At 74.0% G+C, this 25978-nt stretch carries 2 protein-coding genes; both read right to left on the bottom strand.

Annotated features, from left to right (window positions below; translation table 11 throughout):
• Positions 1–35 precede the first annotated feature (35 nt).
• Positions 36–9662: a type I polyketide synthase gene (locus PS467_RS15470; RefSeq protein ID WP_432280742.1), complete on the bottom strand. Its 9627-nt coding sequence runs from the start codon at positions 9660–9662 to the stop codon at positions 36–38.
• Between the two features lie 68 nt (positions 9663–9730).
• Positions 9731–25975, bottom strand: coding sequence for an SDR family NAD(P)-dependent oxidoreductase (locus PS467_RS15475; protein WP_311035767.1), 16245 nt, complete (start codon positions 25973–25975; stop codon positions 9731–9733).
• Positions 25976–25978 lie beyond the last annotated feature (3 nt).

Here is a 25978-nt window from a genome sequence, read left to right on the forward strand (position 1 = left end):
CGTCACAAACCTTGCGCCCGCGGACCCATCGATCCTTAGATTCCGAGTTCTTTGTCGATGAAGGCGAAGACCTCGTCGGGCGTCGCCTCCTGCAACTTCTCCGTCACGGTCCCGCCGTCGCCGTCGGCCGCCTCGGCATCGGCCGTACGGGGCTCCGCCCACCGCGCCGCGAGGTCCCGCAGCCGGGCCGCGATGTCGCCCCGCGTCGCGCTGTCGGGGTCGAGGACGGACAGCGCGGACTCCAGCGCGTCGAGCTCGGCGAGCCCGGGGGCCGCGGCCGTACCGCCGTCGCCCACGATCCGGCCGCACAGGAACTCGGCGAGCGCTGCCGGGGTCGGGTAGTCGAAGACCAGCGTGGCGGGCAGCTTCTGCCCGGTGGCGGCGGTCAGCCGGTTGCGCAGCTCCAGCGCGATGAGCGAGTCGAAGCCCAGCTCCTTGAACGCCCGCCCCGCACCGACCTCGTCGGTCGAGGGGTGGCCGAGCGCGGCGGCCGCGTTGCTGCGCACGACCTCCAGGACGACCAGGGACTGTTCGGCCCGGGAGATCCCGGCCAGCCGCGCCCGCAGCGCGTCCGCCGGGGAGCCGTCCGTGGCCGCGCCGGGCTCGCCGGCCGGACCTCCGGTCGCCCGCAGCCGCCGGACCTCCGGCAGATCGGCGATGAACGGGCTGGGGCGGACCGCCGTGTAGCCGTGGACGAAGCGGTCCCACTGGATGTCGGCGACGGCCACCACCGTGTCGGCGTGGTCCAGCGCCTGCCGCAGGGCGGTGATCGCCGCGTGCGGCGCCATCGCCGGGACACCGCCCCGGTCCAGCCGCTCCCCGATGGCCCCGTCGGCGGCCAGCCCCGTCTCGCCCCAGCGGCCCCAGGCCACCGAGGTGGCGGGCAGGCCGTCGGCGCGGCGCTGCTCGGCCAGCGCGTCGAGATAGGCGTTGGCCGCCGCGTAGTTGCCCTGCCCGGCGTCGCCGAGGGTGCCCGCGATGCCGGAGAACAGCACGAACGCGGACAGGTCCAGCTCGCGGGTCAGCTCGTGCAGATGGCGGGCCGCGTCGGCCTTGGGGCCGAGGACGGTCGCGAACCGCTCCGGGGTGAGCGCGTCCAGGACGCCGTCGTCCAGGACGCCCGCGGCGTGCATGACCGCGGTGAGCGGCTGGTCGGCCGGGATGGCGGCCAGCAGCGTCTCGACCGCCTTGCGGTCGGCCACATCGCACGCGGCGACGGTGACCTTCGCGCCCAGCTCGGTCAGCTCCGCCTGGAGCTCGGCCGCGCCCGGGGCCTGGAGGCCACGGCGGCTGGTGAGCACCAGATGCTCGGCACCCTGGCCGGCCAGCCAGCGCGCCACATGGGCGCCCAGCGCGCCCGTACCACCGGTGACCAGCGTCGTACCGGACGGCTGCCACGACCGTACGGCGGGCGCGCCGGCCAGCGGGGCGTGCGCGAGCCTGCGGGCGAACACGCCCGCCGCGCGCACCGCGAGCTGGTCCTCGCCGTCGCTCCCGGCGAGCACTCCGGCGAGCCGGGCCAGCGCCCGCTCGTCGGGCGCGCCGGGCAGGTCGACCAGGCCGCCCCAGCGCTCCGGGTACTCCAGGGCTGCGGTCCGGCCGAGGCCCCAGACGAGCGCCTGCCCGGGGGACGCCAGCCGGTCCGCACGGCTCACGGAGACCGCGCCCCGGGTGGCGCACCACAGCGGCGCCTCCACCCCGGCGTTGCCCAGCGCCTGGATCAGCGCGGCGGAACCGGTCAGCCCGGCGCTGACCCCGTCGGTACCGGGGGCGATGCCCTCGTCGAAGGCGAGCAGCGACAGCACACCCGAGACGGTTCCGGCGCCGGTCAGCTCCTCGCGCACCAGACGGGTCAGCGACGCGCGGTCCGCCTCGACGGCGGCCGGGGTGATCTGCCGCACCTGGGCACCGCGTTCGGTGAGCATCCGCACCGCGCCGAGCGTCCAGTCGTCGGTGGCGGCGGACTCGGGCACGGCCAGCAGCCAGGTGCCGGACAGCCGGGGGGCCTGGCGCTCGGTCAGGGAGGTCCAGGTCACGCGGTAGCGCCAGCCGTCCACCGTGGACCGCTCACGGGCCTGCTTGCGCCAGGACGCCAGACCGGGCAGGACGGCGCCGAGCGAGGAGCGCTCACCGTCGTCCTCGAACGCGAGGGTGTCGGCCAGCGACTCCAGGTCCTCACGCTCGACGGCCTCCCAGAAGCGGGCGTCGACGGCGTCGGACGGCGTGCCCGACTCGTCGGCCACGGCGTCGGCGGCCTGCGGCCAGTAGCTCTGCTGCTGGAAGGCGTACGTGGGCAGCTCGACGCGGGCCGCGCCCGTACCGTCGTACACCGCCTGCCAGTCGACGCCGACGCCCCGCGTCCACGCCTCGCCCAGCGAGACCCAGAACCGGTCCAGGCCGCCCTCGTCACGGCGCAGCGAACCGATCGCGGCCGCTTCCCGGCCCGCGCTCTCGGCGGTCTCCTGCACACCCATCGTCAGCACCGGATGCGCGCTGGACTCGATGAACACCCCGAATCCCTCGTCCAGCAGACGGCGGACCGCACCCTCCAGCTCCACCGTGCGCCGCAGGTTGGTGAACCAGTACTCGGCGTCCAGCTCCGGGCCCTCGACCCACTCCCCCGTCACCGTCGACAGGAACGGCACCTCGGCCGCCTTGGGCTCTACGGGCGCCAGCAGCTCCAGCAACTCCTCCCGGAGCAGCTCCACCTGCGCGGAGTGCGAGGCGTAGTCCACCGGCACCCGACGCGCGCGGACCTCATCCGCCTCACACGCGGCGACCAGCTCGTCCAGGGCGGTCGGCTCACCCGACACCACCACCGACGAAGGACCGTTGACGGCGGCGACCGAAATGCGCTCCTCGCCCCACGGCGCGATCCGCTCCCGCACCTGGGCCACCGGAAGCGCCACCGACACCATGCCGCCCTTACCCGCCAGCACCCGCCCAATGGCCTGACTGCGCAGCGCCACGACACGAGCCGCGTCCTTCAAGGACAGAATCCCCGCCACACACGCCGCCGCGATCTCACCCTGCGAGTGGCCGACCACGGCCGCCGGCCGCACACCCAGCGAACGCCACAGCTCCGCCAGCGACACCATCACCGAGAACAACACCGGCTGAACGACGTCCACCCGCTCCAGTGACGGTGCGTCCTCCGCCTCGCGCAGCACATCCACCAACGACCAGTCGGTGAACTCTGCGAGCGCGGCGGCACACTCATCAATACGGGCAGCGAACACCGGTGAAGCATCCAACAGCTCCACGGCCATGCCTACCCATTGTGACCCCTGTCCTGGGAACACGAATGCGGCCTTGCCCCCGATTGAGGCCCCCTGCACCAGGTTGGGCAGGACCTGCCCCCTAGCGAGGGCGTCCAAACCACGGGCGAAATCGTCCCGGTCGCCGCCGACCAGCACCGCGCGCTGCTCGAAGGCGGCGCGGGTGGTGGCCAGCGAGTGGCCGATGTCCAGCGGGCGCTGGGCCGGTTCGGCGTCGAGGTGGGCCAGCAGCTTGGCGGCCTGGGCGCGCAGCGCCGCCTCGCTCTTACCGGATACCACCCACGGCAGCGTGCCGAGCCGCCGGGTCACCGGCTCGCTCTCCGTCCGCTCCTCGGCGGGGGCCTGCTCCAGGATGGCGTGCGCGTTGGTGCCGCTGAAACCGAACGAGGACACCGCGGCCCGGCGCGGACGGCCCGTCTCCGGCCACTCCCGCGCCTCGGTCAGCAGCTCGACACCGCCCGCCGACCAGTCCACGTGCGGGGTGGGTTCGACGATGTGCAGCGACTCCGGCAGCACACCGTGACGCAGCGCGAGCACGAGCTTCATCACACCGGCGACACCGGCGGCCGCCTGCGCGTGGCCGATGTTGGACTTGATGGAGCCGAGCAGCAGCGGCTGCCCCTCGGGCCGGTCCTGGCCGTAGGTGGCCAGCAGCGCCTGCGCCTCGATCGGGTCACCCAGCGTGGTGCCCGTGCCGTGCGCCTCGACCACGTCCACCTCGGCCGCCGACAGCCGCGCGTTGGCGAGGGCCTGCCGGATGACGCGCTGCTGGGACGGGCCGTTGGGCGCCGTCAGACCGTTGGACGCACCGTCCTGGTTGATCGCCGAGCCGCGCACGACCGCCAGCACCGGGTGGCCGTTGCGACGGGCGTCCGACAGCCGCTCGACCAGCAGCATGCCCACGCCCTCGGCCGGGCTGAAGCCGTCCGCGTCCGAGGAGAACGCCTTGCTGCGGCCGTCGGAGGACAGTCCGCGCTGGCGGCTGAACTCGATGAAGGTGCCCGGGGTGGCCATCACGGTGACCCCGCCCGCGAGGGCGAGCGAGCATTCGCCCTGGCGCAGCGACTGGACGGCCAGGTGCAGCGCCACCAGCGACGCCGAGCAGGCCGTGTCGACGGTGACCGCCGGGCCCTCCAGGCCGAAGGTGTAGGAGAGGCGGCCGGAGACGACGCTCGCGGCGCTGCCGGTGGCCAGGTGGCCCTCGTAGCCGTCGGTGGTGTTGCGCATGAGGATGGAGTAGTCGGAGCCGTTGGTGCCGACGAAGACACCGGACGGGCTGCCGTGCAGCGTGGCCGGGTCGATACCGGCCCGCTCGAACGCCTCCCAGGAGGTCTCCAGCAGCAGCCGCTGCTGCGGGTCCATCGCCATGGCCTCACGCGGCGAGATGCCGAAGAAGGCGGGGTCGAAGTCGGCCGCCCCGGTGAGGAATCCGCCCTCGCGGGTGTAGCTGGTGCCCTGCGCGTCCGGGTCCGGGTTGTAGAGGGACTCGATGTCCCAGCCGCGGTCGCCCGGGAACTCCGACAGCGCGTCACCGCCGGAGGCGAGCAGCTGCCACAGCTCCTCGGGGGTGCGCACCCCGCCCGGGAAGCGGCAGCTCATGGAGACGATGGCGATCGGCTCGTCATCGGCGAGCGCCGCCGCGGTCGGCAGCGCGGCCACGGCGGCCGGCTGCCCGCCGGAGATCTCGCCGCGCAGATGGCGCGCGAGCGCCGTGGGGGTGGGGTAGTCGAAGATCAGCGTCGGCGGCAGCTTCAGCCCGCTGGCGGCGCTGAGCCGGTTGCGCAGTTCGACGGCGGTGAGGGAGTCGAAGCCCAGCTCCTTGAAGGCCCGGCCCGCCTCGACCTCCTCGGCGCCCGCGTAGCCCAGGACGGCCGCGACGGCGGTGCGGACCAGCTCCAGCACCAGCCGCTCCTGCTCGGCCTCCGGTGCCCCGGCGAGCTGCCGCACCAGCGCGGCGGCCGCGCCCGCGCCGTCCGCCTCCGCGTCGCCCGCCATGTCCTTGATGACGTCCCGCGCCTCGGGCAGGTCGCGCAGCAGCGGGCGGGAGCGGCCGGAGGTGAAGGCGAGGACGAAGCGCTTCCACTCCATGTCGACGACGGTCAGCACCGACTCGTCGCGGTCCAGCGCGTGCTGGAGCGCGGTGACGGCCGACCGCGGCGCCATCTCGATGACGCCGTGGCGGCGCATCCGGTCGCCGACGCCGCCCTCGGCCATCCCGCCCTCGCCCCACGGGCCCCACGCCAGCGAGGTGGCGGGCAGACCCTGGGCGCGCCGGTACTCGGCGAAGGCGTCCAGGAAGGCGTTGCCCGGGGCGTAGTTGCCCTGGCCGGGTGCGCCGAAGGTGGCCGCGAAGGAGGAGAACAGCACGAACGCGGACAGGTCCAGGTCCCGGGTGAGCTCGTGCAGATGGCGGGTGGCGTCGACCTTGACCTTCAGTACCCGGTCCACCTGGTCCGGGGTCAGGCCCTCGATCACCCCGTCGTCCAGCACGGCGGCCGTGTGGACGACGGCCGTCAGCGGGTGCTCGGCGGGGATGTCCGCGAGCAGCGCCTCGACCTGGGCGCGGTCGGCCACATCGCAGGCCGCGATGGTGACCGTGGCGCCCAGCTCGGTCAGCTCCGCCTGGAGTTCGGCCGCGCCCGGGGCCTGGAGGCCACGGCGGCTGGTGAGCACCAGACGCTCGGCGCCGTTCCCGGCCAGCCAGCGCGCCACATGGGCGCCCAGCGCGCCCGTACCACCGGTGACCAGCGTCGTACCGGACGGCTGCCACGACCGTACGGCGGGCGTGGCGGCCAGCGGGGCGCGCACCAGACGGCGTACGAGCAGTCCGGTGGCGCGGATCGCCACCTGGTCCTCCTCCTCGGCCCCGGCGAGCACGGCCACCAGCCGGGCCAGCGCCCGCTCGTCGGGCGCGCCGGGCAGGTCGACCAGACCGCCCCAGCGCTCGCCGTGCTCCAGCGCGGCCACCCGGCCCAGGCCCCAGACCAGTGCCTGTTCGGGGGAGTCCAGGGCGTCCGCACGGCCCACGGAGACCGCGCCCCGGGTGGCGGACCACAGCGGCGCGCCGGTCTCCGCGTCGCCCAGCGCCTGCACCAGCGCGAGCTGCGCCGCCACCCCGGCCGGGACGGAGGGGTGGCGGGGGTGCGGATGGCCGTCGAGGGCCAGCAGCGACAGCACTCCGGCGAACGGGATGCCGTCGGTGTCCGCGAGCGCGGTGCGCAGCCGCTCGGCCAGCTCCTCCCGGCCGTCGGCGTCGGTGTCGACGGCGATCCGCCGCACGTCGGCGCCGCGTTCGGCGAGCACCCCGGCCACGGCGTCCGTCCAGGTGTCCTCGGTGCCCGGGGTGTCCCCGGTGGCCGGCGCGACGACGAGCCAGACGCCGGACAGCCGCGCGGGCTGCCCGTCGGCGAGCGGCTTCCAGGTGACGCGGTAGCGCCAGCCGTCCACGACGGACTGCTCACGGCTCTGCTTGCGCCAGGAGGCCAGGGCGGGCAGCAGCGCGCTGACCCGCTCATCACCCTCGACGTCCAGCTCGGCGGCGAGCGCCTGCCAGTCCTCGCGCTCCACGGCCTCCCAGAAGCGGGCCTCGACGGGATCGGCGGCGGGCGCGGCGGTGGCGGGGGCGCCCGCCTCGAGCCAGTAGCGCTGGTGCTGGAAGGCGTACGTGGGCAGCTCGCACCGGTGCGCGCCGGTGCCCTCGAACACCCCGGCCCAGTCCACGGTGGCGCCCCGCGTCCACGCCTCGCCGACGGAGGCCCAGAACCGGTCCAGGCCACCCTCGTCACGCCGCAGCGAACCGATGGCGGCCGCCTCCATACCGGCGTCCTCGGCGGTCTCCTGCACACCCATCGTCAGCACCGGATGCGCACTGGACTCGATGAACACCCCAAAGCCCTCGTCCAGCAGACGCCGGACCGCGCCCTCCAGCTCCACCGTGCGCCGCAGATTGGTGAACCAGTACTCGGCGTCCAGCTCCGGACCCTCTACCCACTCCCCCGTCACCGTCGACAGGAACGGCACCTCGGCGTTCCTCGGCTGTACGGGCGCCAGCAGCTCCAGCAGCTCCTCACGCAACAGCTCGACCTGGGCCGAGTGCGAGGCGTAGTCCACCGGCACCCGCCGCGCCCGCACCTCGTCCGCCTCACACGCGGCGATCAGCTCGTCCAGGGCCTCGGGCTCACCCGACACCACCACCGACGAAGGGCCGTTGACCGCGGCGACCGAGATCCGCTCCTCACCCCACGGCGCGATCCGCTCCCGCACCTGGGCCACCGGAAGCGCCACCGACACCATGCCACCCTTACCCGCCAGCACCCGCCCAATCGCCTGGCTGCGCAGCGCCACGACACGAGCCGCGTCCTTCAAGGACAGAATCCCCGCCACGCACGCCGCCGCGATCTCACCCTGCGAATGACCGATCACCGCCGCCGGGACCACCCCCAGCGAACGCCACAGCTCCGCCAGCGACACCATCACCGAGAACAGCACCGGCTGGACCACATCCACCCGCTCCAGCGATGGCGCACCCTCCGCACCCCGCAGCACATCCACCAACGACCAGTCGGTGAACTCCCCCAACGCGGCCGCACACTCCTCGATACGGGCCGCGAAAACGGGCGAGGCGTCCATCAGCCCCACCGCCATACCGGCCCACTGCGACCCCTGCCCCGGGAAGACGAACGCCGTCCGGCCGCCGACGACGGAGCCCTGGGCGACGCCCGCCGCCATACCGCCCTCGGCCAGGGCGGTCAGCCCGGCCAGCAGTGCGTCGCGGTCGTGGCCGCGCACCACGGCGCGGTGGTCCAGCTGGGCGCGGGTGGTGGCCAGCGAGAGGCCCACATCGACCGGGCGCGGGCCGGGCCCGGCCTCCAGGTGGGCCAGCAGCCGCCGCGCCTGGGCGCGCAGCGCCGCCGCGCTCTTGCCCGACACCGTCCACGGCACCACGTCCAGCCGCTTGGCCGGGGCCGGTTCCCCGGTGGCTTCCGCGTCGGTCTCGTCGGCGGGGGCCTGCTCGATGATGGTGTGCGCGTTGGTGCCGCTGAAACCGAACGAGGACACGGCGGCCCGGCGCGGGTGGTCGGTCTCCGGCCACGGCGTGGTGTCGGCGAGCAGCGACACCGCGCCCGCCGACCAGTCCACGTGCGGGGTCGGCTCGTCGATGTGCAGCGTCTTGGGCAGCACACCGTGGCGGATGGCCATGACCATCTTGATGACCCCGGCGACACCGGCCGCGGCCTGGGTGTGGCCGATGTTGGACTTGATGGAGCCGAGCAGCAGCGGCCGGTCCTCGGTGTGCTCCTGGCCGTAGGTGGCCAGCAGCGCCTGCGCCTCGATCGGGTCGCCCAGCGTCGTACCCGTGCCGTGTGCCTCGACGACGTCCACGTCGGCCGCGGAGAGCCGGCCGTTGGTGAGCGCCTGGTGGATGACGCGCTGCTGGGACGGTCCGTTGGGCGCCGTCAGACCGTTGGAGGCGCCGTCCTGGTTGATCGCCGAGCCACGGACGATGGCCAGCACCGGATGGCCGTGCCGGCGCGCGTCCGACAGCCGCTCCACCAGCAGCATGCCGACGCCCTCGCCCCAGCCGGTGCCGTCGGCGGCGGCGGCGAAGGGCTTGCAGCGGCCGTCGGCGGCGAGTCCGCGCTGCCGGCTGAACTCGGTGAACGTCGAGGGCGTGGCCATCACGGTGACACCGCCCGCGAGCGCGAGCGAGCATTCACCGTTGCGCAGCGCCTGCACCGCCATGTGCAGGGTGACCAGCGAGGACGAGCAGGCGGTGTCGACGGTGACCGCCGGGCCCTCCAGGCCGAAGGTGTACGACACCCGGCCGGAGGCGATGCTGCCGGAGCTTCCGGTGCCGAGGAAGCCCTCGACGCCCTCGGGCACGGAGTCGAGCCGCGAGGTGTAGTCGTGGTACATGACGCCCGCGAACACACCGGTCCGGCTGCCGCGCAGCCCGGTCGGGTCGATCCCGGCCCGCTCGAACGCCTCCCACGACGTCTCCAGCAGCAGCCGCTGCTGCGGGTCCATCGCCATGGCCTCACGCGGCGAGATCCCGAAGAGCGTGGGATCGAAGCCACCCGCGTCGTAGAGGAATCCGCCCTCACTCACATAGCTGGCGCCCGCCTGGTCGGGGTCGGCGTCGTAGAGCGACTCGATGTCCCAGCCGCGGTCCGTCGGGAAGCCGGAGATGGCGTCCTCGCCGTCCAGGACGAGCCGCCACAGCTCCTCGGGGGTGCGGACACCGCCCGGGTAGCGGCAGCTCATCGCGACGATCGCGATCGGCTCCTGGTGCCGCTCCTCGACCTCGCGCAGCTGCCGACGGGCCTGGCGCAGGTCGGCGGTGGCCCGCTTGAGGTAGTCGCGGAGCTTGTCCTCGTTATTCACCATTGCGTCGGCTCCTTGCGAAGAGGGAGGTGGTGCTCATGAGTTCCATGGGTTCAGAACGCTCCCGTTCAGGAGGAGCCGAGTTCGTCGTCGAGCAGGTCGAAGAGCTCATCGTCGGTCGCGGTCTCGAGGTCGTGGTCGTCGGTGTCGCCGTCGGCGGTCGCGTCCTGGGCGTCGTTCCACTTCGCCAGGAGCGCCTGGAGGCGCATGGTGATCCTGGAGCGGGTGACGCTGTCGTCCGCGGCCACCGCCAGGGCGGCTTCCAGGCGGTCGAGTTCGCCGAACACCGACGGGCCGCCGTCCTCCCCGTGCGGGAGTTCCGCGCGCAGATGGCCGGCCAGGGCGTCGGGGGTCGGGTAGTCGAAGATCAGCGTGGCGGGCAGCCGGAGTCCGGTGGCCGCGCCGAGCCGGTTGCGGAGCTCGACGGCGGTCAGCGAGTCGAAGCCCAGCTCCTTGAAGGCCGCGCCGGGTTCGATCGCCGCCGCGCTGCCGTAGCCGAGCACGGTGGCCACCTGGCCGCAGACCAGGTTGGTCAGGAAGCGGTCCCGTTCGGCCGCGGACATGCCCGCGAGCCGCTCGGCGAGCCCCGCCGCCTCGTCCGCCCCGCCGCCACCGGCCGCGGCCCGCCGTACGGGGGTGCGGATCAGCCCGCGCAGCAGCGGCACGACCCCGGCCGTGGACTGGGCGCGCAGGGCGGCGATGTCCAGGGCGGCGGGGATCAGCACCGCGTGTCCGGCCAGGCCGGACACGTCGAACAGGGCCAGGCCCTCGGCGTTGCTGAGCGTGCCCATGCTGCCGCGGCTCATCCGCTGCCGGTCGGCGGTCGCAAGGGTCGCGGCCATGCCGCCCTCGTCCTCCCACAGGCCCCAGGCCAGGGAGACGGCGGGCAGGCCCTGGGCGCGACGGTGCTGGGCGAGGGCGTCCAGGAAGGCGTTGGCCGCCGCGTAGTTGCCCTGCCCCGGGTTGCCGAAGACACCGGCCGCCGAGGAGAACAGCATGAACTCGGCCAGGTCCAGGCCGCGGGTCAGCTCGTGCAGGTTCCACGCCGCGTCCACCTTCGGACGCAGCACCTGGTCCATGCGCTCGGCGGTGAGCGATTCCACGACCCCGTCGTCGAGCACACCCGCCGCGTGGATCACGGCGGTGAGGGGATGCGCGGCCGGGACGGACGCGATGACCCGGGCCAGCGCGTCCCGGTCGGCCGCGTCGCACGCCGCCCAGGTGACCTCGGCGCCCAACGCGCCCAGCTCGGCGGCCAGTTCGGCGGCGCCCGCCGCCTCCGCGCCATGGCGGCTGGTCAGCAGCAGCCTCCGGGCGCCGCGCTCGGTCACCAGGTGGCGGGCCAGCAGCCCGCCCAGGGTGCCGGACGCGCCGGTGACCAGCACGGTGCCCGCCGGGTCGAGGCCGGGCACGTCCGCCGCGTCCAGGGCCGCCACCCGGGCGAGGCGCGGTGCGTGGACGGCCCCGGCGCGCACGGCCAGCTGCGGCTCGTCCGTCCGCAGCGCCGCCACCAGGGCGGGGAGCCAGCCGTGGACGGCGCCGTGGACCGGGTCGCCGTCCGTGTCCGCCAGATCCACCAGGACGAACCGGCCCGGGTGCTCGGCCTGCGCCGACCGCACCAGGCCCCAGGCCGCCGCGTGCGTCAGATCGTCCACCCCCTCGGCCCCGGCGTCCTCGCCCGTGGTCACGGCCACGGCGCCACGGGTGAGGAGAACGAGCCGCGAGTCGGCGAACCGCTCGTCGGCGATCCACTCCTGGACCAGCGCCAGCGTCCGCCGGACCACGGTGTGCGCGGCGCCCACGGTGTCCCCGGGCGTGCCCAGGTCGGGCAGGCACGGCACGAGCACCACATCGGGCGCGATCCCCTCGGCCTCGACCGCCTCGGCGAGCGCGGACAGGTCCGGGTAGGTCTCGGCCTCGATACCGGTGTCCGCGTCCGTCAGCGCGGCCGTGATCTTCAGATCACCACCGCCGGTGCCGTCCAGGACGGCCCACAGGGCGGTGTCCTCCGGCCGCTCCCGCTCCGTGGACGTGGGCAGCGCGGGCGTGGGCAGCGCGGCCCAGTCGAGGCGGAACAACGCCTCGTGGTGTGCGGTACGGGCGGCCGCGAACTGCTCGGCGTCCAGCGGCCGGAGCGCGAGCGAGCCGACCGACACCACCGGGGCACCGGCCTCGTCGGCGATCTCCAGCGCCACCGCGCCGCCCTGCCCGGCCGGGGAGACCCGCACCCGCAGCGCGGTCGCGCCGACCGCGTGCAGCCGTACGGCGTCCCACGAGAACGGCAGCCGGGCCCGGCCCGCCTCTTCGGCCGGGAAGAACCCGCCGAGGGCCACCGTGTGCAGCGCGGCGTCCAGCAGCGCCGGGTGCAGCCCGTACGCACGGGCCTCGGCCTGCCGCTCCTCGTCGAGCGCCACCTCCGCGAACACCTCGTCGCCGCGCCGCCAGGCGGCCCGCAGCCCCTGGAACACCGGCCCGTAGGCGAGGCCGAGCGCGGCGAAGCCGTCGTACAGCCCGGCCACGTCGAGCGGTTCGACATCGGCCGTCCCGGTGCCGGCCGGGGGCCACTCCGTCAGGCCGGTTGCGGTGGCTGCTCCAGTGGCTGCTCCCGTGGCTGCTCCGGTGGCCGTGAGCACACCGGAGGCGTGCCGGATCCACGGCTCGTCGGCGGCGTCCTCCAGCCGCGAGTAGACGGTCAGCGCGCGCTGCCCGTCGGGGCCGGGCTCGGCCACGGCAACCCGCAGCTGCACCCCGCCACGCTCGGGCAGGACCAGCGGCGCTTCGAGCGTCAGCTCCTCCAGCAGATCGCACCCGACCTGGTCACCGGCCCGGACCGCCAGCTCCACCAGGGCCGTACCGGGCAGCAGCACGGTGTCCATGACGGCGTGGTCGGCCAGCCACGGGTGCGTACGGAGCGAGAGCCGGCCCGTGAAGAGGAAGCCCTCGGAGTCGGGCAGATCCACCGCCGCGCCCAGCAGCGGATGATCAGCCGAGCCGAGACCGGCCGAGGCCACGTCGCCGACGGCTCCGGCGGGAGCCTCCAGCCAATAACGCTCGCGCTGGAAGGCGTACGTCGGCAGGTCGACGCGCTGGGCGCCGGTCCCGGCGAAGACGGCCGCCCAGTCCGGCGTGACGCCACGGACGTGGAGGGCGGCGAGGGCGGTGGTGACGGCCTCGGCCTCGGGACGGTCCTTGCGCAACGCGGTGGCGAAGCCCGTCGCTTCGGGAGCCTCGACACACTCCTGGGCCATCGCGGTGAGAACACCGTCGGGACCGAGTTCGAGGTAAGTGGTCACACCCTGGGCCTCAAGGGCACGGACACCATCGAGGAAACGCACGGCTTCGCGGACGTGGCGCACCCAGAAACCGGGGCTGGTGATCTCCTCGGCGGAGACCAGCTCGCCCGTCAGGTTGGACACGATCGGGATACGCGGAGCCTCGTACGACAGCCCCTCGGCCACCTCACGGAACGCCTCCAGCATCCCGTCCATACGCGGCGAATGGAACGCATGGCTGACCGTGAGCCGCTTGGTCTTGCGGCCCTGGGCCTCGAACGACGCGGCGATCTCCACCGCCGCGTCCTCATCACCCGCGATGACCACCGAGGTCGGCCCGTTGAGCGCGGCGATGGACACCCGCTCGGTCAGCAGCGGCGCCACCTCGTCCTCGGACGCCTGCACCGCGATCATCGCGCCACCCGCAGGCAGGGCCTGCATCAGACGGCCACGGGCGGCCACCAGCTTGGCGGCGTCGGCGAGCGAGAGCACACCCGCCACATGCGCGGCGGCCAGCTCACCGATCGAATGACCCGACAGGAAATCGGGCCGCACACCCCACGCCTCCACCAGCCGGAACAGCGCCACCTCGACCGCGAACAGCGCGGGCTGAGTGAACCCCGTCCGGTCCAGCTCCTCGGCATCCTCGCCGAACAGGACCTCCCGAAGCGGCCGCTCCAGATGCGCGTCCAGCGCATCGCACACCGCGTCGAACGCCTCCGCGAACACCGGATAGGCGTCATACAGCTCACGCCCCATCCCGAGCCGCTGGCTCCCCTGCCCCGTGAACAGGAACGCCACCTTGCCGTCGGCCACCGAGCCCTGCACCAGCCCCGCCGCCGACTCACCACGCGCCAGCGCCTCAAGACCCGCGACCAACCCGGCCCGGTCCCCGCCCACGACCACCGCGCGGTGATCCAGCGCGGCACGCGTCGTCGCCAGCGAGAACGCCACATCGGTCGGCGACAGCTCCGGCCGCCGCTCCAGGTCGGCGAGCAGCCGCACGGCCTGCGCCCGCAGAGCGTCGGCGCTCTTGCCGGACACCGGCCACGGCAGCACGGACGGCTCGGTGACCGGGGCCGAGGGAGCCTCCGCGGGTTCGACGGCCGGGGCCTGCTCGATGATGGTGTGCGCGTTCGTCCCGCTGAAGCCGAACGACGAGACAGCGGCCCGCCGGGGACGACCCGTCTCCGGCCACTCCACCGACTCCCGCAACAACGACACCGCACCCGCGGACCAGTCAATGTGCGGCGACGGCTCCTGCGCGTGCAACGTACGCGGCAGCACACCATGCCGCATCGCCATCACCATCTTGATGATGCCCGCGACACCGGCAGCCGCCTGCGTATGACCCATGTTCGACTTGATCGAACCCAACAGCAACGGCTGCTCGGCGTCCCGCTCCTGACCGTACGTAGCCATGAGCGCCTGCGCCTCGATCGGGTCACCGAGACTGGTGCCGGTGCCGTGCGCCTCCACCACGTCCACCTCGGACGCCGACACACCCGCGCTCGCCAGCGCCTGACGGATCACCCGCTGCTGCGACGGACCGTTCGGCGCCGTCAGACCGTTCGACGCGCCATCCTGATTGATCGCGGAACCACGCACCACCGCCAGCACCGGATGCCCGTTCTTCCGCGCGTCCGACAACCGCTCCACCAGCAGCACGCCCGCGCCCTCGGACCAGCCCGTACCGTCCGCGTCCGCCGAGAACGCCTTGCACCGACCGTCCGCCGCAAGCCCGCGCTGACGGCTGAACTCCACGAACGGCGCCGGAGTCGCCATCACCGTCACACCACCCGCGAGCGCCAGCGAACACTCACCGTTCCGCAACGCCTGAACCGCGAGGTGCAACGCCACCAACGACGACGAACACGCCGTGTCCACCGTGATCGTCGGCCCCTCGAGACCGAACGTGTACGCCAGCCGCCCCGAGATCACACTCGCCGCGTTGCCGGTGCCGACGAATCCCTCCACGCCTTCCGGAAGCGCCGGCAGGGAGGAGGCGTAGTCGTGGTACATGACGCCGGCGAAGACACCGGTACGGCTGCCGCGCAGCGCACCCGGGTCGATCCCGGCCCGCTCGAACGCCTCCCACGACGTCTCCAGCAGCAACCGCTGCTGCGGGTCCATGGCGAGGGCCTCACGCGGCGAAATCCCGAAGAAGGCCGGGTCGAAGTGGCCGGCCCGGTCGACGAAGCCGCCCTCGCGGGAGTACGAGGTGCCCGGGTGGTCGGGGTCCGGGTGGTAGAGCCCGTCCAGGTCCCAGCCTCGGTCGGTGGGGAACTCCGAGATCACGTCCCGGCCCTCCATGACCAGCCGCCACAGATCCTCCGGCGTCTCCACCCCACCCGGATAACGGCAGCCCAGCCCCACGATCGCGATCGGCTCGTCATCAGCGGCGGCCACCACCACCGGCCCGGCCACCTCAGCAGCCGCGCCCATGACCTCCGCGCGCAGGAACTCCGCCAACACCACCGGCGTCGGATAGTCGAAGACCAGCGTCGCGGGCAGCCGCAGCTCAGCGGCCGCGCCCAGGGCGTTCCGCAGCTCCACCGCCGTCAGGGAGTCAATGCCCAGCTCACGGAAGGAGCGGTCGGGGTCGACCGTCCCGGGGCCGGCGTATCCGAGCACCGTCGCGACGTTCGTACGGACCAGGTCCAGCACGACGTCGAGTTGTTCGGCCTGGCTCAGCCCGGCCAGCCGCCGCGCCAGCGCGCCCGACGCCGCCGCGCCCTCCGCCGTACGCCGCGCCGGAGTCCGCACGAGCCCCCGGAACAGCGGGGACAGCGCACCGCTGCCCGCCTGCGCCCGGAGCGCGGCCATGTCCAGCGACATGGGCACCAGCAGCGCCTCGCCGAGACGCCCCGCGGCGTCGAACAGCTCCAGCCCCTCGGCGGCGGAGAGCGCGAGGACACCGCCCCGGCTCATCCGGGACACATCCGCGCCGTCCAGCTCGCCCGTCATCGCGCTGGCGTCCGCCCACAGGCCCCAGGCCAACGAGGTACCGGGCAGCCCGAGCCCCGTACGGTGCTGGGCGAGGGCGTCCAGGAAGGCGTTGGCGGCGGCGTAGTTGCCCTGCCCCGCGTTGCCGAAGACACCGGCGGCGGACGAGAAGAGCACGAACGCCGACAGGTCCAGCTCACGGGTCAGCTCATGCAGGTTCCAGGCCGCGTCCACCTTCGGACGCAGCACCCGCGCCAGCCGCTCCGGCGTCAGCGAACCGATCACACCGTCGTCCAGCACACCGGCCGTGTGCACCACGCCCGTCAGCGGACGCTCCGCCGGAACACCCGCCAGCACCTCGGCCAGCGCGGCACGATCGGCCACATCACACGCCGCCCAGCGCACCTCGGCACCCAGCTCGGCCAGCTCGGCACCCAGCTCGACCGCACCCGGCGCCCGCTCACCACGGCGGCTCACCAGCAGCAGATGCCGCACCCCGCGCTCCGCCACCAGATGGCGCGCCAGCAGACCGCCCAGCGTGCCACTCGCACCAGTCACCAGGACCGTGCCCTCGGCGTCGAACTCCGGCACGTCCTGGCCGGAGTCCGCGGCGGCGGCCCGCGCCAGGCGCGGCACCCGTACCTCGCCCGCGCGCAGCGCGAGCTGCGACTCGCCCGAGGCGAGCGCGGCGGACAGCGTGCGGAAGGACTCGTCCCGGCCGTCGAGGTCGACGAGCACGAGGCGCTCCGGGTTCTCCGACTGCGCCGAGCGCAGCAGACCCCACACCGCCGCCTGGGCCGGTTCGTCCAGCGGCTCGTCCGCACCGGCGGCCACGGCGCCCGACGTCAGCACGACCAGGCGCGCGTCCGCGAACCGCTCGTCCGCCAGCCACGCCTGGATTAGCGTCAGCGCCTCGGCGGTGGCCCGGTGCGCCGCGTCCGCCACGTCCGCGTCGCCCGCGACGGCGGGCGATACGAACACCAGCTCGGGCGTCTCGGCGCCCGCCGCGACCGCTTCGGTCAGCGCGGCCAGATCCGGGTACGTCGCGATGTCCGCGCCGACCGCACCGAGGCCGAGGGCGCCCGAGCCGAGCGCCGCCCAGCGGGCGGTCGGCACGGGGGCGGGGGACACGGTGGCGGGGGACACGGTGGCGGGCAGGTCAACCCACTCCAGGCGGAAGAGGGAGTCCTGACGCCCGCCCCGCGCGCCGCTGATCTGCTCGGCCGACACGGGCCGCAGCACCAGCGAATCCACCGACAGCACGGCACGCCCCGCACCATCGGCCACCGCGAGCGACACCGCGTCCGCGCCAGCGGCCGACAGACGCACCCGCAGCACCGAAGCACCCACCGCGTGCAGCGACACCCCGGACCACGAGAACGGCAACCGCGCCCCGTCCTCGCCCTCGACCAGACCACCCAGCCCCACCGCGTGCAGAGCCGAGTCCAGCAGCGCCGGATGCAGACCGAACGAACCCGCCTCGGACCGCCCGTCCTCCGGCAGCTCCAGCTCGGCGAAGACCTCGTCGCCCAGCCGCCACGCGGACGTCAGCCCCTGGAACACCGGACCATAGACAAGCCCCAGCCCGGCCATCCCCTCATACAGCCCGTCGATCCCGACCGGCGTCGCGCCCGCCGGAGGCCACACCCCCAGATCGAACGACGCCGCGGGCGCACCCTGCGCCAGCACACCCGAGGCGTGACGCAGCCACGCCTCATCGGCAGCCGCACCCTCCAACCGCGAATACACCTCGACCGCACGACGACCAGAGTCGTCCGGCGCACCCACCGACAGCTGAAGCTGAACACCACCCACCTCCGGAAGCACCAGCGGCGCCTCCAGTGTCAGCTCCTCCAGCAGATCACAACCGACCTGGTCACCCGCACGAACCGCCAGCTCGACGAAGGCCGTACCCGGCAGCAGCACCGAACCCAGCACGGTGTGCTCCGCCAACCACGGATGCGTGTCGAGTCCCAGTCGGCCCGTGAGCAGCAGCCCCTCGCCACCGGCCAGCGGCACGGCGGCCCCGACCAGCGGATGGTCGACAGTCGCCAGCCCCAGCCCGGCCGTACCGCCCACGCCGGCGGCCGGAAGCTCGGGCCAGTAGCGCGCGTACTGGAAGGCGTACGTCGGCAGTTCCACCCGAGCCGCGCCCGTACCGGCGAAGACGGCCTCCCAGTCCACCGCCACCCCACGGACATGCGCCCGCGCGAGAGCGGTGGTCAGCGCCTCGGCCTCGGGACGGTCCTTTCGCAGCGCCGCCACGAACCCGGCGTCCTCGCCCGTCACGCACTCCTGCGCCATCGCGGTGAGCACACCGTCCGGGCCCAGCTCGACGAACGTGGAGACGCCCTGGGCCTCGAGGGCCCGCACACCATCGAGGAACCGGACCGCCTCGCGGACGTGCCGCACCCAGAAGCCGGGGCTGGTGATCTCCTCGGCGGAGACGACATCACCGGTCAGGTTGGACACGATCGGGGTACGCGGGGCCTCGTACGACAGCCCCTGCGCGACCTCGCGGAACGCCTCCAGCATCCCGTCCATACGCGGCGAGTGGAACGCGTGGCTCACCGTGAGCCGCTTGGTCTTACGGCCCCGCGCCTCGAACGACGCGGCGATCTCCAACACCGCGTCCTCGTCACCCGCGATCACGACCGCCGTCGGGCCGTTGAGCGCGGCGATCGACACCCTCTCGGTCAACAGCGGCGTGACCTCGTCCTCCGACGCCTGGACGGCGACCATCGCGCCGCCCGCCGGAAGCTCCTGCATCAACCGCCCACGGGCGGCCACCAGCTTCGCCGCATCCGCCAGCGACAGCACACCCGCCACATGCGCGGCGGCCAACTCACCAATGGAGTGCCCCGACAGGAAGTCCGCCTTCAGACCCCACGCCTCCACCAGCCGGAACAGCGCCACCTCCACCGCGAACAGCGCGGGCTGAGTGAACCCGGTCCGGTCCAGCGCCTCGGCGTCGTCCCCGAACAGCACATCCCGCAGCGGCCGCTCAAGATGCGCGTCCAGCTCCGCACACACGGCATCCAACGCCTCGGCGAACACCGGGAAGGCGTCGTACAGCTCACGCCCCATCCCCAGCCGCTGACTCCCCTGCCCCGTGAACAGGAACGCCACCTTGCCACCGGCCACCGAACCCTCGACCAGCCCCGGCGCACCACGCCCCTCGGCCAACGCGCCCAGACCGGCCACCAGCCCAGCCCGGTCCCCGGCCACCACCACCGCACGGCGGTCGAAGGCCGACCGGCCGGTCGCCAGCGAGTAGCCCACATCCACCGGACGCAGCTCGGGCCGGTCCGCCACATGCGCCACCAGCCGCTCGGCCTGCGCACGCAGCGCGGCCACACCCCGCCCGGACACCACCCACGGCACCGCGGCCGGAGCCACCCCAGGAGCGGCCGCCACGGGCTCGGAAGCCTCCGGCGCCTGCTCGATGATCGTGTGCACATTGGTGCCGCTGATGCCGAACGACGAGACACCCGCGCGACGCGGGCGGCCGGTCTCCGGCCAGGCCATCTGCTCCGTCAGCAGCGATACCGCGCCCGCCGACCAGTCCACATGCGGCGACGGCTGCTCCGCGTGCAGGGTCTTCGGAAGCACCCCGTGCCGCATGGCGAGGACCATCTTCATCACGCCCGCGACACCGGCCGCGGCCTGGGTGTGGCCCATGTTCGACTTGATGGAGCCGAGCAGCAGCGGCCGCTCCGCGTCCCGTTCCTGGCCGTACGTGGCCAGCAGTGCCTGTGCCTCGATCGGGTCGCCCAGCGTGGTGCCGGTGCCGTGCGCCTCGACCGCGTCCACGTCGTCGGCCGAGAGCCCGGCGGCGGCGAGGGCCTGGCGGATGACGCGCTGCTGGGACGGGCCGTTGGGCGCCGTCAGACCGTTCGACGCACCGTCCTGGTTGACGGCCGAGCCGCGCACCACGGCCAGCACCGGGTGGCCGTTCCGACGCGCGTCCGAGAGCCGCTCGACGAGCAGCATGCCCGCGCCCTCGGCCCAGCCCGTACCGTCCGCCGAGGCCGCGAAGGCCTTGCAGCGGCCGTCGGCGGACAGGCCGCCCTGGCGGCTGAAGCCGATGAAGGTGCCGGGGGTCGCCATCACCGTGACACCGCCGGCCAGCGCCATGGTGCACTCGCCCGCGCGCAGCGCCTGCATCGCCCAGTGCAGCGCCACCAGCGACGACGAACACGCCGTGTCGACCGTGACGGCCGGGCCCTCCAGGCCGAGGGCGTACGCGACGCGGCCCGAGGCGATGGAGCCCGTGCTGCCGGAGCCGATGGCGCCCTCGCCACCGCCGTCCGGGGCCTGCTCCACGAGCGTGGCGTAGTCGTGGTACATGACGCCCGCGAACACACCGGTACGGCTGCCGCGCAGCGTGGTCGGGTCGATCCCGGCCCGCTCGATCGCCTCCCACGAGGTCTCCAGCAGCAGCCGCTGCTGCGGATCGGTGGCGAGGGCCTCGCGCGGCGAGATGCCGAAGAAGGTGGGGTCGAAGTCGGCGGCGTCGTGGAGGAAACCGCCTTCGCGGGTGTACGAGGTGCCGGGGTGCTCCGGGTCCGGGTGGTAGAGCGCGTCCAGGTCCCAGCCACGGTCGGCGGGGAAGCCGGAGATCGCGTCCTGGCCGGTGGACAGCAGCCGCCACAGGTCCTCGGGGGTCCGCACCCCGCCGGGGAAGCGGCAGCTCATCGCCACGATGGCGATCGGCTCGTCGTCGGCCGCGCCCACGGCCTGGACCGGCAGGCCCGACTGGGCGCGGGTGCCCGCCAGTTCGTCCCGGAGGTGTTCGGCCAGGACGAGGGAGGTCGGGTAGTCGAAGACCAGGGTGGCGGGGAGCCGCATCCCGGTGACCGCGTTCATCCGGTTGCGCAGCTCGACGGCGGTCAGCGAGTCGAAGCCCAGGTCGCGGAAGGCGCGGTCGGGGTCCACGGAGTCGGCGGTGCCATAGCCCAGGACGGCGGCGACCTGGGTACGGACCAGTTCCAGCAGCGTCCGGAGCTGCTCTGCCCCGCTCAGGCGGGCCAGCCGCTGCGCCAGGGCGCCCGTTCCGGCGGAGCCCTCCGCCGTACGCCTTGCCGGGACCCGCACCAGCCCGGACATCAGCGGCGCCACCACACCGGTGGCCGCCGCTTCGGCCCGTGCCGCCGCCAGGTCGAGCCGCACCGGTACGAGCAGCGCCTCGCCGGCCCGTCCGGCCGCGTCGAACAGTTCCTTGCCCTCGTCGGTGGAGAGCGCGGCGACCCCGCCCCGGTTCATCCGGGACACATCGGCCTGGTCCAGCTCACCGGCCATACCACCGGATTCGGCGGCCCACAGGCCCCAGGCCAGCGAGGTGCCGGGCAGACCGCTCGCCGTGCGGTGCTGGGCGAGCGCGTCCAGGTAGGCGTTGGCGGCGGCGTAGTTTCCCTGCCCGGCGGCGCCGAAGACACCGGCGGCGGACGAGAAGAGCACGAACGCCGACAGGTCCAGCTCACGGGTCAGCTCGTGCAGGTTCCAGGCCGCGTCCGCCTTCGGACGCAGCACCCGCGCCAGCCGCTCCGGCGTCAGCGAACCGATCACACCGTCGTCCAGCACACCAGCGGTGTGCACCACGCCCGTCAGCGGACGCTCCGCCGGAATCGACCCAAGCACCTCGGCCAGCGCGGCACGATCGGCAACATCACACGCCGCCCAGCGCACCTCGGCACCCAGCTCGGCCAGCTCGGCACCCAGCTCGGCCGCACCCGGCGCCCGCTCGCCACGACGGCTCACCAGCAGCAGATGCCGCACCCCACGCTCCGCCACCAGATGGCGGGCGAACAGACCGCCCAGCGTGCCACTCGCACCGGTCACCAGCACCGTGCCCTCGGCGTCGAACTCCGGTGCCGGCCGGTCGGCCTCCGCCACGGCCCGCGCCAGGCGCGGTGCCCGCAGCGCCCCGTCCCGCACGGCCACCTGCGGTTCGCCCGACGCCAGCGCGTCCGGCACCGCCGTCAGCGAATCGGCGGCGCCGTCCACGTCGATCAGAACGAACCGGCCGGGGTTCTCCGACTCGGCGGAGCGCAGCAGGCCCCAGACGGCGGCATGGGCCAGATCGGCCACCGGCTCGTCCGTACCGGCGGCCACGGCACCCGAGGTCAGCACGGCCAGGCGGGCATCCGCGAACCGCTCGTCCGCCAGCCACGCCTGGACCAGCGCCAGCGCCTCGCCGGTGGCCCGGTGGACGGCGGCGGGACCGCCGTCGCCTCCGGGGGCGAACCCGACCACCACGTCGTCCGGCAGCGCGACGTCACCGGACTCGGCCGCCGTGGCCAGCGCGGCCAGGTCGGCGTAGGTGTCGAACCGCTGCCCGGTCGACGCCAGGCCAAGGGCGTCCGACCCCAGCAGCGCCCAGCGTCCCGCCGTGCCCTGGGCGGACACCTCGGCCCAGTCGAGCCGGAACAGCGACTCCTGGCGGCCGCCCCGCGCGCCGTGGATCTGCTCGGCCGACACCGGCCGCAGCACCAGTGAATCCACCGACAGCACGGCACGCCCCGCACCATCGGCCACCGCCAGCGACACCGCGTCCGCACCGGCCGCCGACAGACGCACCCGCAGCACCGAAGCACCCACCGCGTGCAGCGACACCCCGGACCACGAGAACGGCAGCCGAGCACCCTCGCCCTCGATCAGACCGCCGAGCCCCACCGCGTGCAGAGCCGAGTCCAGCAGCGCCGGATGCAGACCGAACGAACCCGCCTCGGACCGCGCGTCCTCCGGCAGCTCCAACTCCGCGTACACCTCGTCGCCCAGCCGCCAGGCGGACGTCAGCCCCTGGAACACCGGACCGTACGCCAGCCCCGCCTCGGCCAGGCCCGCGTACAGGCCCTCGACCGGCAGCGCCGACGCCCCCTCCGGAGGCCACACCCCCAGGTCGAACGAGGCCGCGGGCGCACCCGAACCCAGCACACCCGACGCATGCCGCACCCAGGGCTCGTCGACCGCCGCGTCCTCGAACCGCGAGTACACCGTCAGCGAGCGCCGCCCCGAACCGTCCGGCGCGCCCACCGACAGCTGGAGCTGGACACCGCCCACCTCGGGAAGCACCAGCGGCGCCTCCAGCGTCAGCTCCTCCAGCACATCGCAGCCGACCTGGTCACCGGCGCGGATCGCCAGTTCCACGAAGGCCGTGCCGGGCAGCAGCACCGACCCGGCCACCGCGTGGTCGGCCAGCCACGGATGGGTGTCCAGGGCGAGCCGGCCGGTGTAGAGGAAGCCGTCGGAGTCGGCGAGCGCCACCGCGGCACCCAGCAGGGGGTGGTCGGCCGCGCCGAGCCCGGCGGACGCCATGTCGCCGGTCCAGTAGCCGGTGTCGAGCCAGTACGTCTCGCGCTGGAAGGGGTAGAGCGGAAGATCCGTGCGCGCCGTGTCCGTTCCGGCGAACACCGCCGTCCAGTCCGGGGACACACCGTGGACGTGGGCCCCGGCGACGGCGGCGGCCAGGCTCTGGAGCTCCGGGCGGCCGGAGCGCAGCGCGGACACAAGGGTGGCGTCGTCACGGGTCAGGCAGTCCTGGGCCATGGCGGTGAGCACACCGTCCGGGCCCAGCTCGATGAACGTGGTGACGTTGCGCTCCTCCAGGGTGCGCACACCGTCGAGGAAGCGCACGGCCTCGCGGACGTGGCGCACCCAGAAGTCGGGGCTGGTGATCTCCTCGGCGGAGACCACGGCACCGGTCAGGTTCGACACGATCGGAATCTTCGGGGCCTCGTACGAAAGACCCCGCGCCACCTGCCGGAACGTCTCCAGCATCCCGTCCATGCGCGGCGAGTGGAACGCGTGGCTCACCGTCAGCCGCTTGGTCTTACGACCCCGCTCCTCGAACGACGCGGCGATCTCCACCGCAGCGTCCTCGTCACCCGCGATGACCACCGACGTCGGGCCGTTCAGCGCGGCGATGCTCACGCTGTCGGTGAGCAGCGGCGCCACCTCGTCCTCGGCCGCCTGGACGGCGATCATCGCGCCACCCGCCGGAAGCTCCTGCATCAACCGGCCACGCGCGGCGACCAAGGTGCACGCGTCCGCGAGCGAGAGCACACCCGCCACATGCGCGGCGGCCAGCTCACCAATCGAATGGCCCGAGAGGAAGTCGGGCCGCAGCCCCCACGCCTCCACCAGCCGGAACAGCGCCACCTCGACCGCGAACAACGCGGGCTGAGTGAACCCCGTCCGGTCCAGCGCCTCCGCGTCCTCCCCGAACAGCACACCCTTCAACGGCCGTTCGAGATGCGCGTCCAGCTCCGCGCACACCGCGTCCAGCGCTTCGGCGAACACCGGATAGGCGTCGTACAGCTCACGCCCCATCCCCAGCCGCTGGCTCCCCTGTCCCGTGAACAGGAACGCCACCTTGCCACCGGCGGTCTTCCCCTCGACCAGCCCGGTCGCGGGTTCCTCGCGGGACAGCGCGTCCAGGGCCCGTATCAGGCCCTCGCGGTCGTCGGCGACGACGGCCGCCCGGTGGTCGAAGGCCGCCCGGCCGGTGGCCAGCGAGAAGGCGACGTCGGTGAGGCGCACCTCGGGGTGGGCGTCGAGGTGGGCGCGCAGGTTCGCGGCCTGGGCGCGCAGCGCGGGGCGGCTCTTGGCCGCCACGGTCCACAGTGGCAGCGCGGCGGCGCGGGCCTGGGCCGGGGTGCCGTCGTCGGCCGTCCGGTCGGCCGGTGCCGCCTCCGGCTCGGGCTCGGGGGCCTGCTCCAGGATGGTGTGGGCGTTGGTGCCGCTGATGCCGAACGAGGACACGGCGGCCCGGCGCGGCTGGCCGGTGTCGGGCCAGGCCCGCTGCTCGGTGAGCAGGGAGACGGCGCCGGCCGACCAGTCGACGTTGGGGGTGGGCCGGTCGACGTGCAGGGTCTGCGGCAGCACCCCGTGCCGCATCGCCATGACCATCTTGATGATGCCCGCGACACCGGCCGCGGCCTGGGTGTGGCCGATGTTGGACTTGATGGAGCCCAGCCACAGGGGCTGGTCCTCGGTGTGGTTGCGCCCGTAGGTGGCGAGCAGGGCCTGGGCCTCGATGGGGTCGCCGAGGGTGGTGCCGGTGCCGTGCGCCTCGACCACGTCGATCTGTCCGGCGGAGAGCCGGGCGGCGGCCAGGGCCTGGCGGATGACGCGCTGCTGCGAGGGGCCGTTGGGCGCGGTCAGGCCGCTGCTGGCGCCGTCCTGGTTGATGGCCGAGCCGCGCACCACGGCCAGCACCTGGTGGCCGTTCTTCTTCGCGTCCGACAGCCGCTCCAGCAGCAGCATGCCGGCGCCCTCGCCCCAGCCGGTGCCGTCGGCGGCGGCCGCGAAGGACTTGCAGCGGCCGTCCGCCGCGAGCCCCCGCTGGCGGCTGAACTCGGTGAAGGTGCCGGGGGTGGACATGACCGTGACCCCGCCGGCCAGCGCCAGCGAGCACTCCCGGCGGCGCAGCGCCTGTACGGCGAAGTGCAGGGCGACCAGGGAGGACGAGCAGGCCGTGTCGATGGTGACGGCCGGCCCTTCCAGCCCGAAGGTGTAGGCGACCCGGCCGGAGGCGATGGACCCGGAGCTGCCGTTGCCGAGGAAGCCCTCGACGTCCTCGGGCGCGGAGAACAGCCGGGAGGCGTAGTCGTGGTACATGACGCCCGCGAACACACCGGTCTGGCTGCCCTGGAGGGTGGTCGGGTCGATGCCCGCGCGCTCGAACGCCTCCCACGAGGTCTCCAGCAGCAGCCGCTGCTGCGGGTCCATGGCGAGCGCCTCGCGCGGCGAGATGCCGAAGAACGCCGGGTCGAAGTCGGCCGCGTCGTGCAGGAAGCCGCCCTCGTGGACGTACGGCTCCTGGCCGCTGTCCGGGTCCGGCTCGAAGAGGACGTCGGTGGCCCAGCCGCGGTTGGTGGGGTACGGCGTGGCCGCGTCACCGCCGCGGGCGACGAGCTCCCACAGCTCCTCGGGGGTGCGGACCCCGCCGGGGTAGCGGCAGCTCATCGCCACGATGGCGATGGGCTCCTGCTCGCGGTCCTCGGCCTCGCGCAGCCGCCGCCGCGCCTCGCGCAGGTCGGTGGTGGCCCGCTTGAGGTAGTCGAGGTACTTCTCTTCGTTCGCCGTCGCCATTAC

Origin of the sequence: Streptomyces luomodiensis, assembly GCF_031679605.1 — a bacterium.
GTDB lineage: Bacteria > Actinomycetota > Actinomycetes > Streptomycetales > Streptomycetaceae > Streptomyces > Streptomyces luomodiensis.

Bases quoted from the DNA above. Each gene is read 5' to 3' on its own strand.
- PS467_RS15475 (WP_311035767.1), bottom strand. From the start codon at position 25,975: ATGGCGACGGCGAACGAAGAGAAGTACCTCGACTACCTCAAGCGGGCC.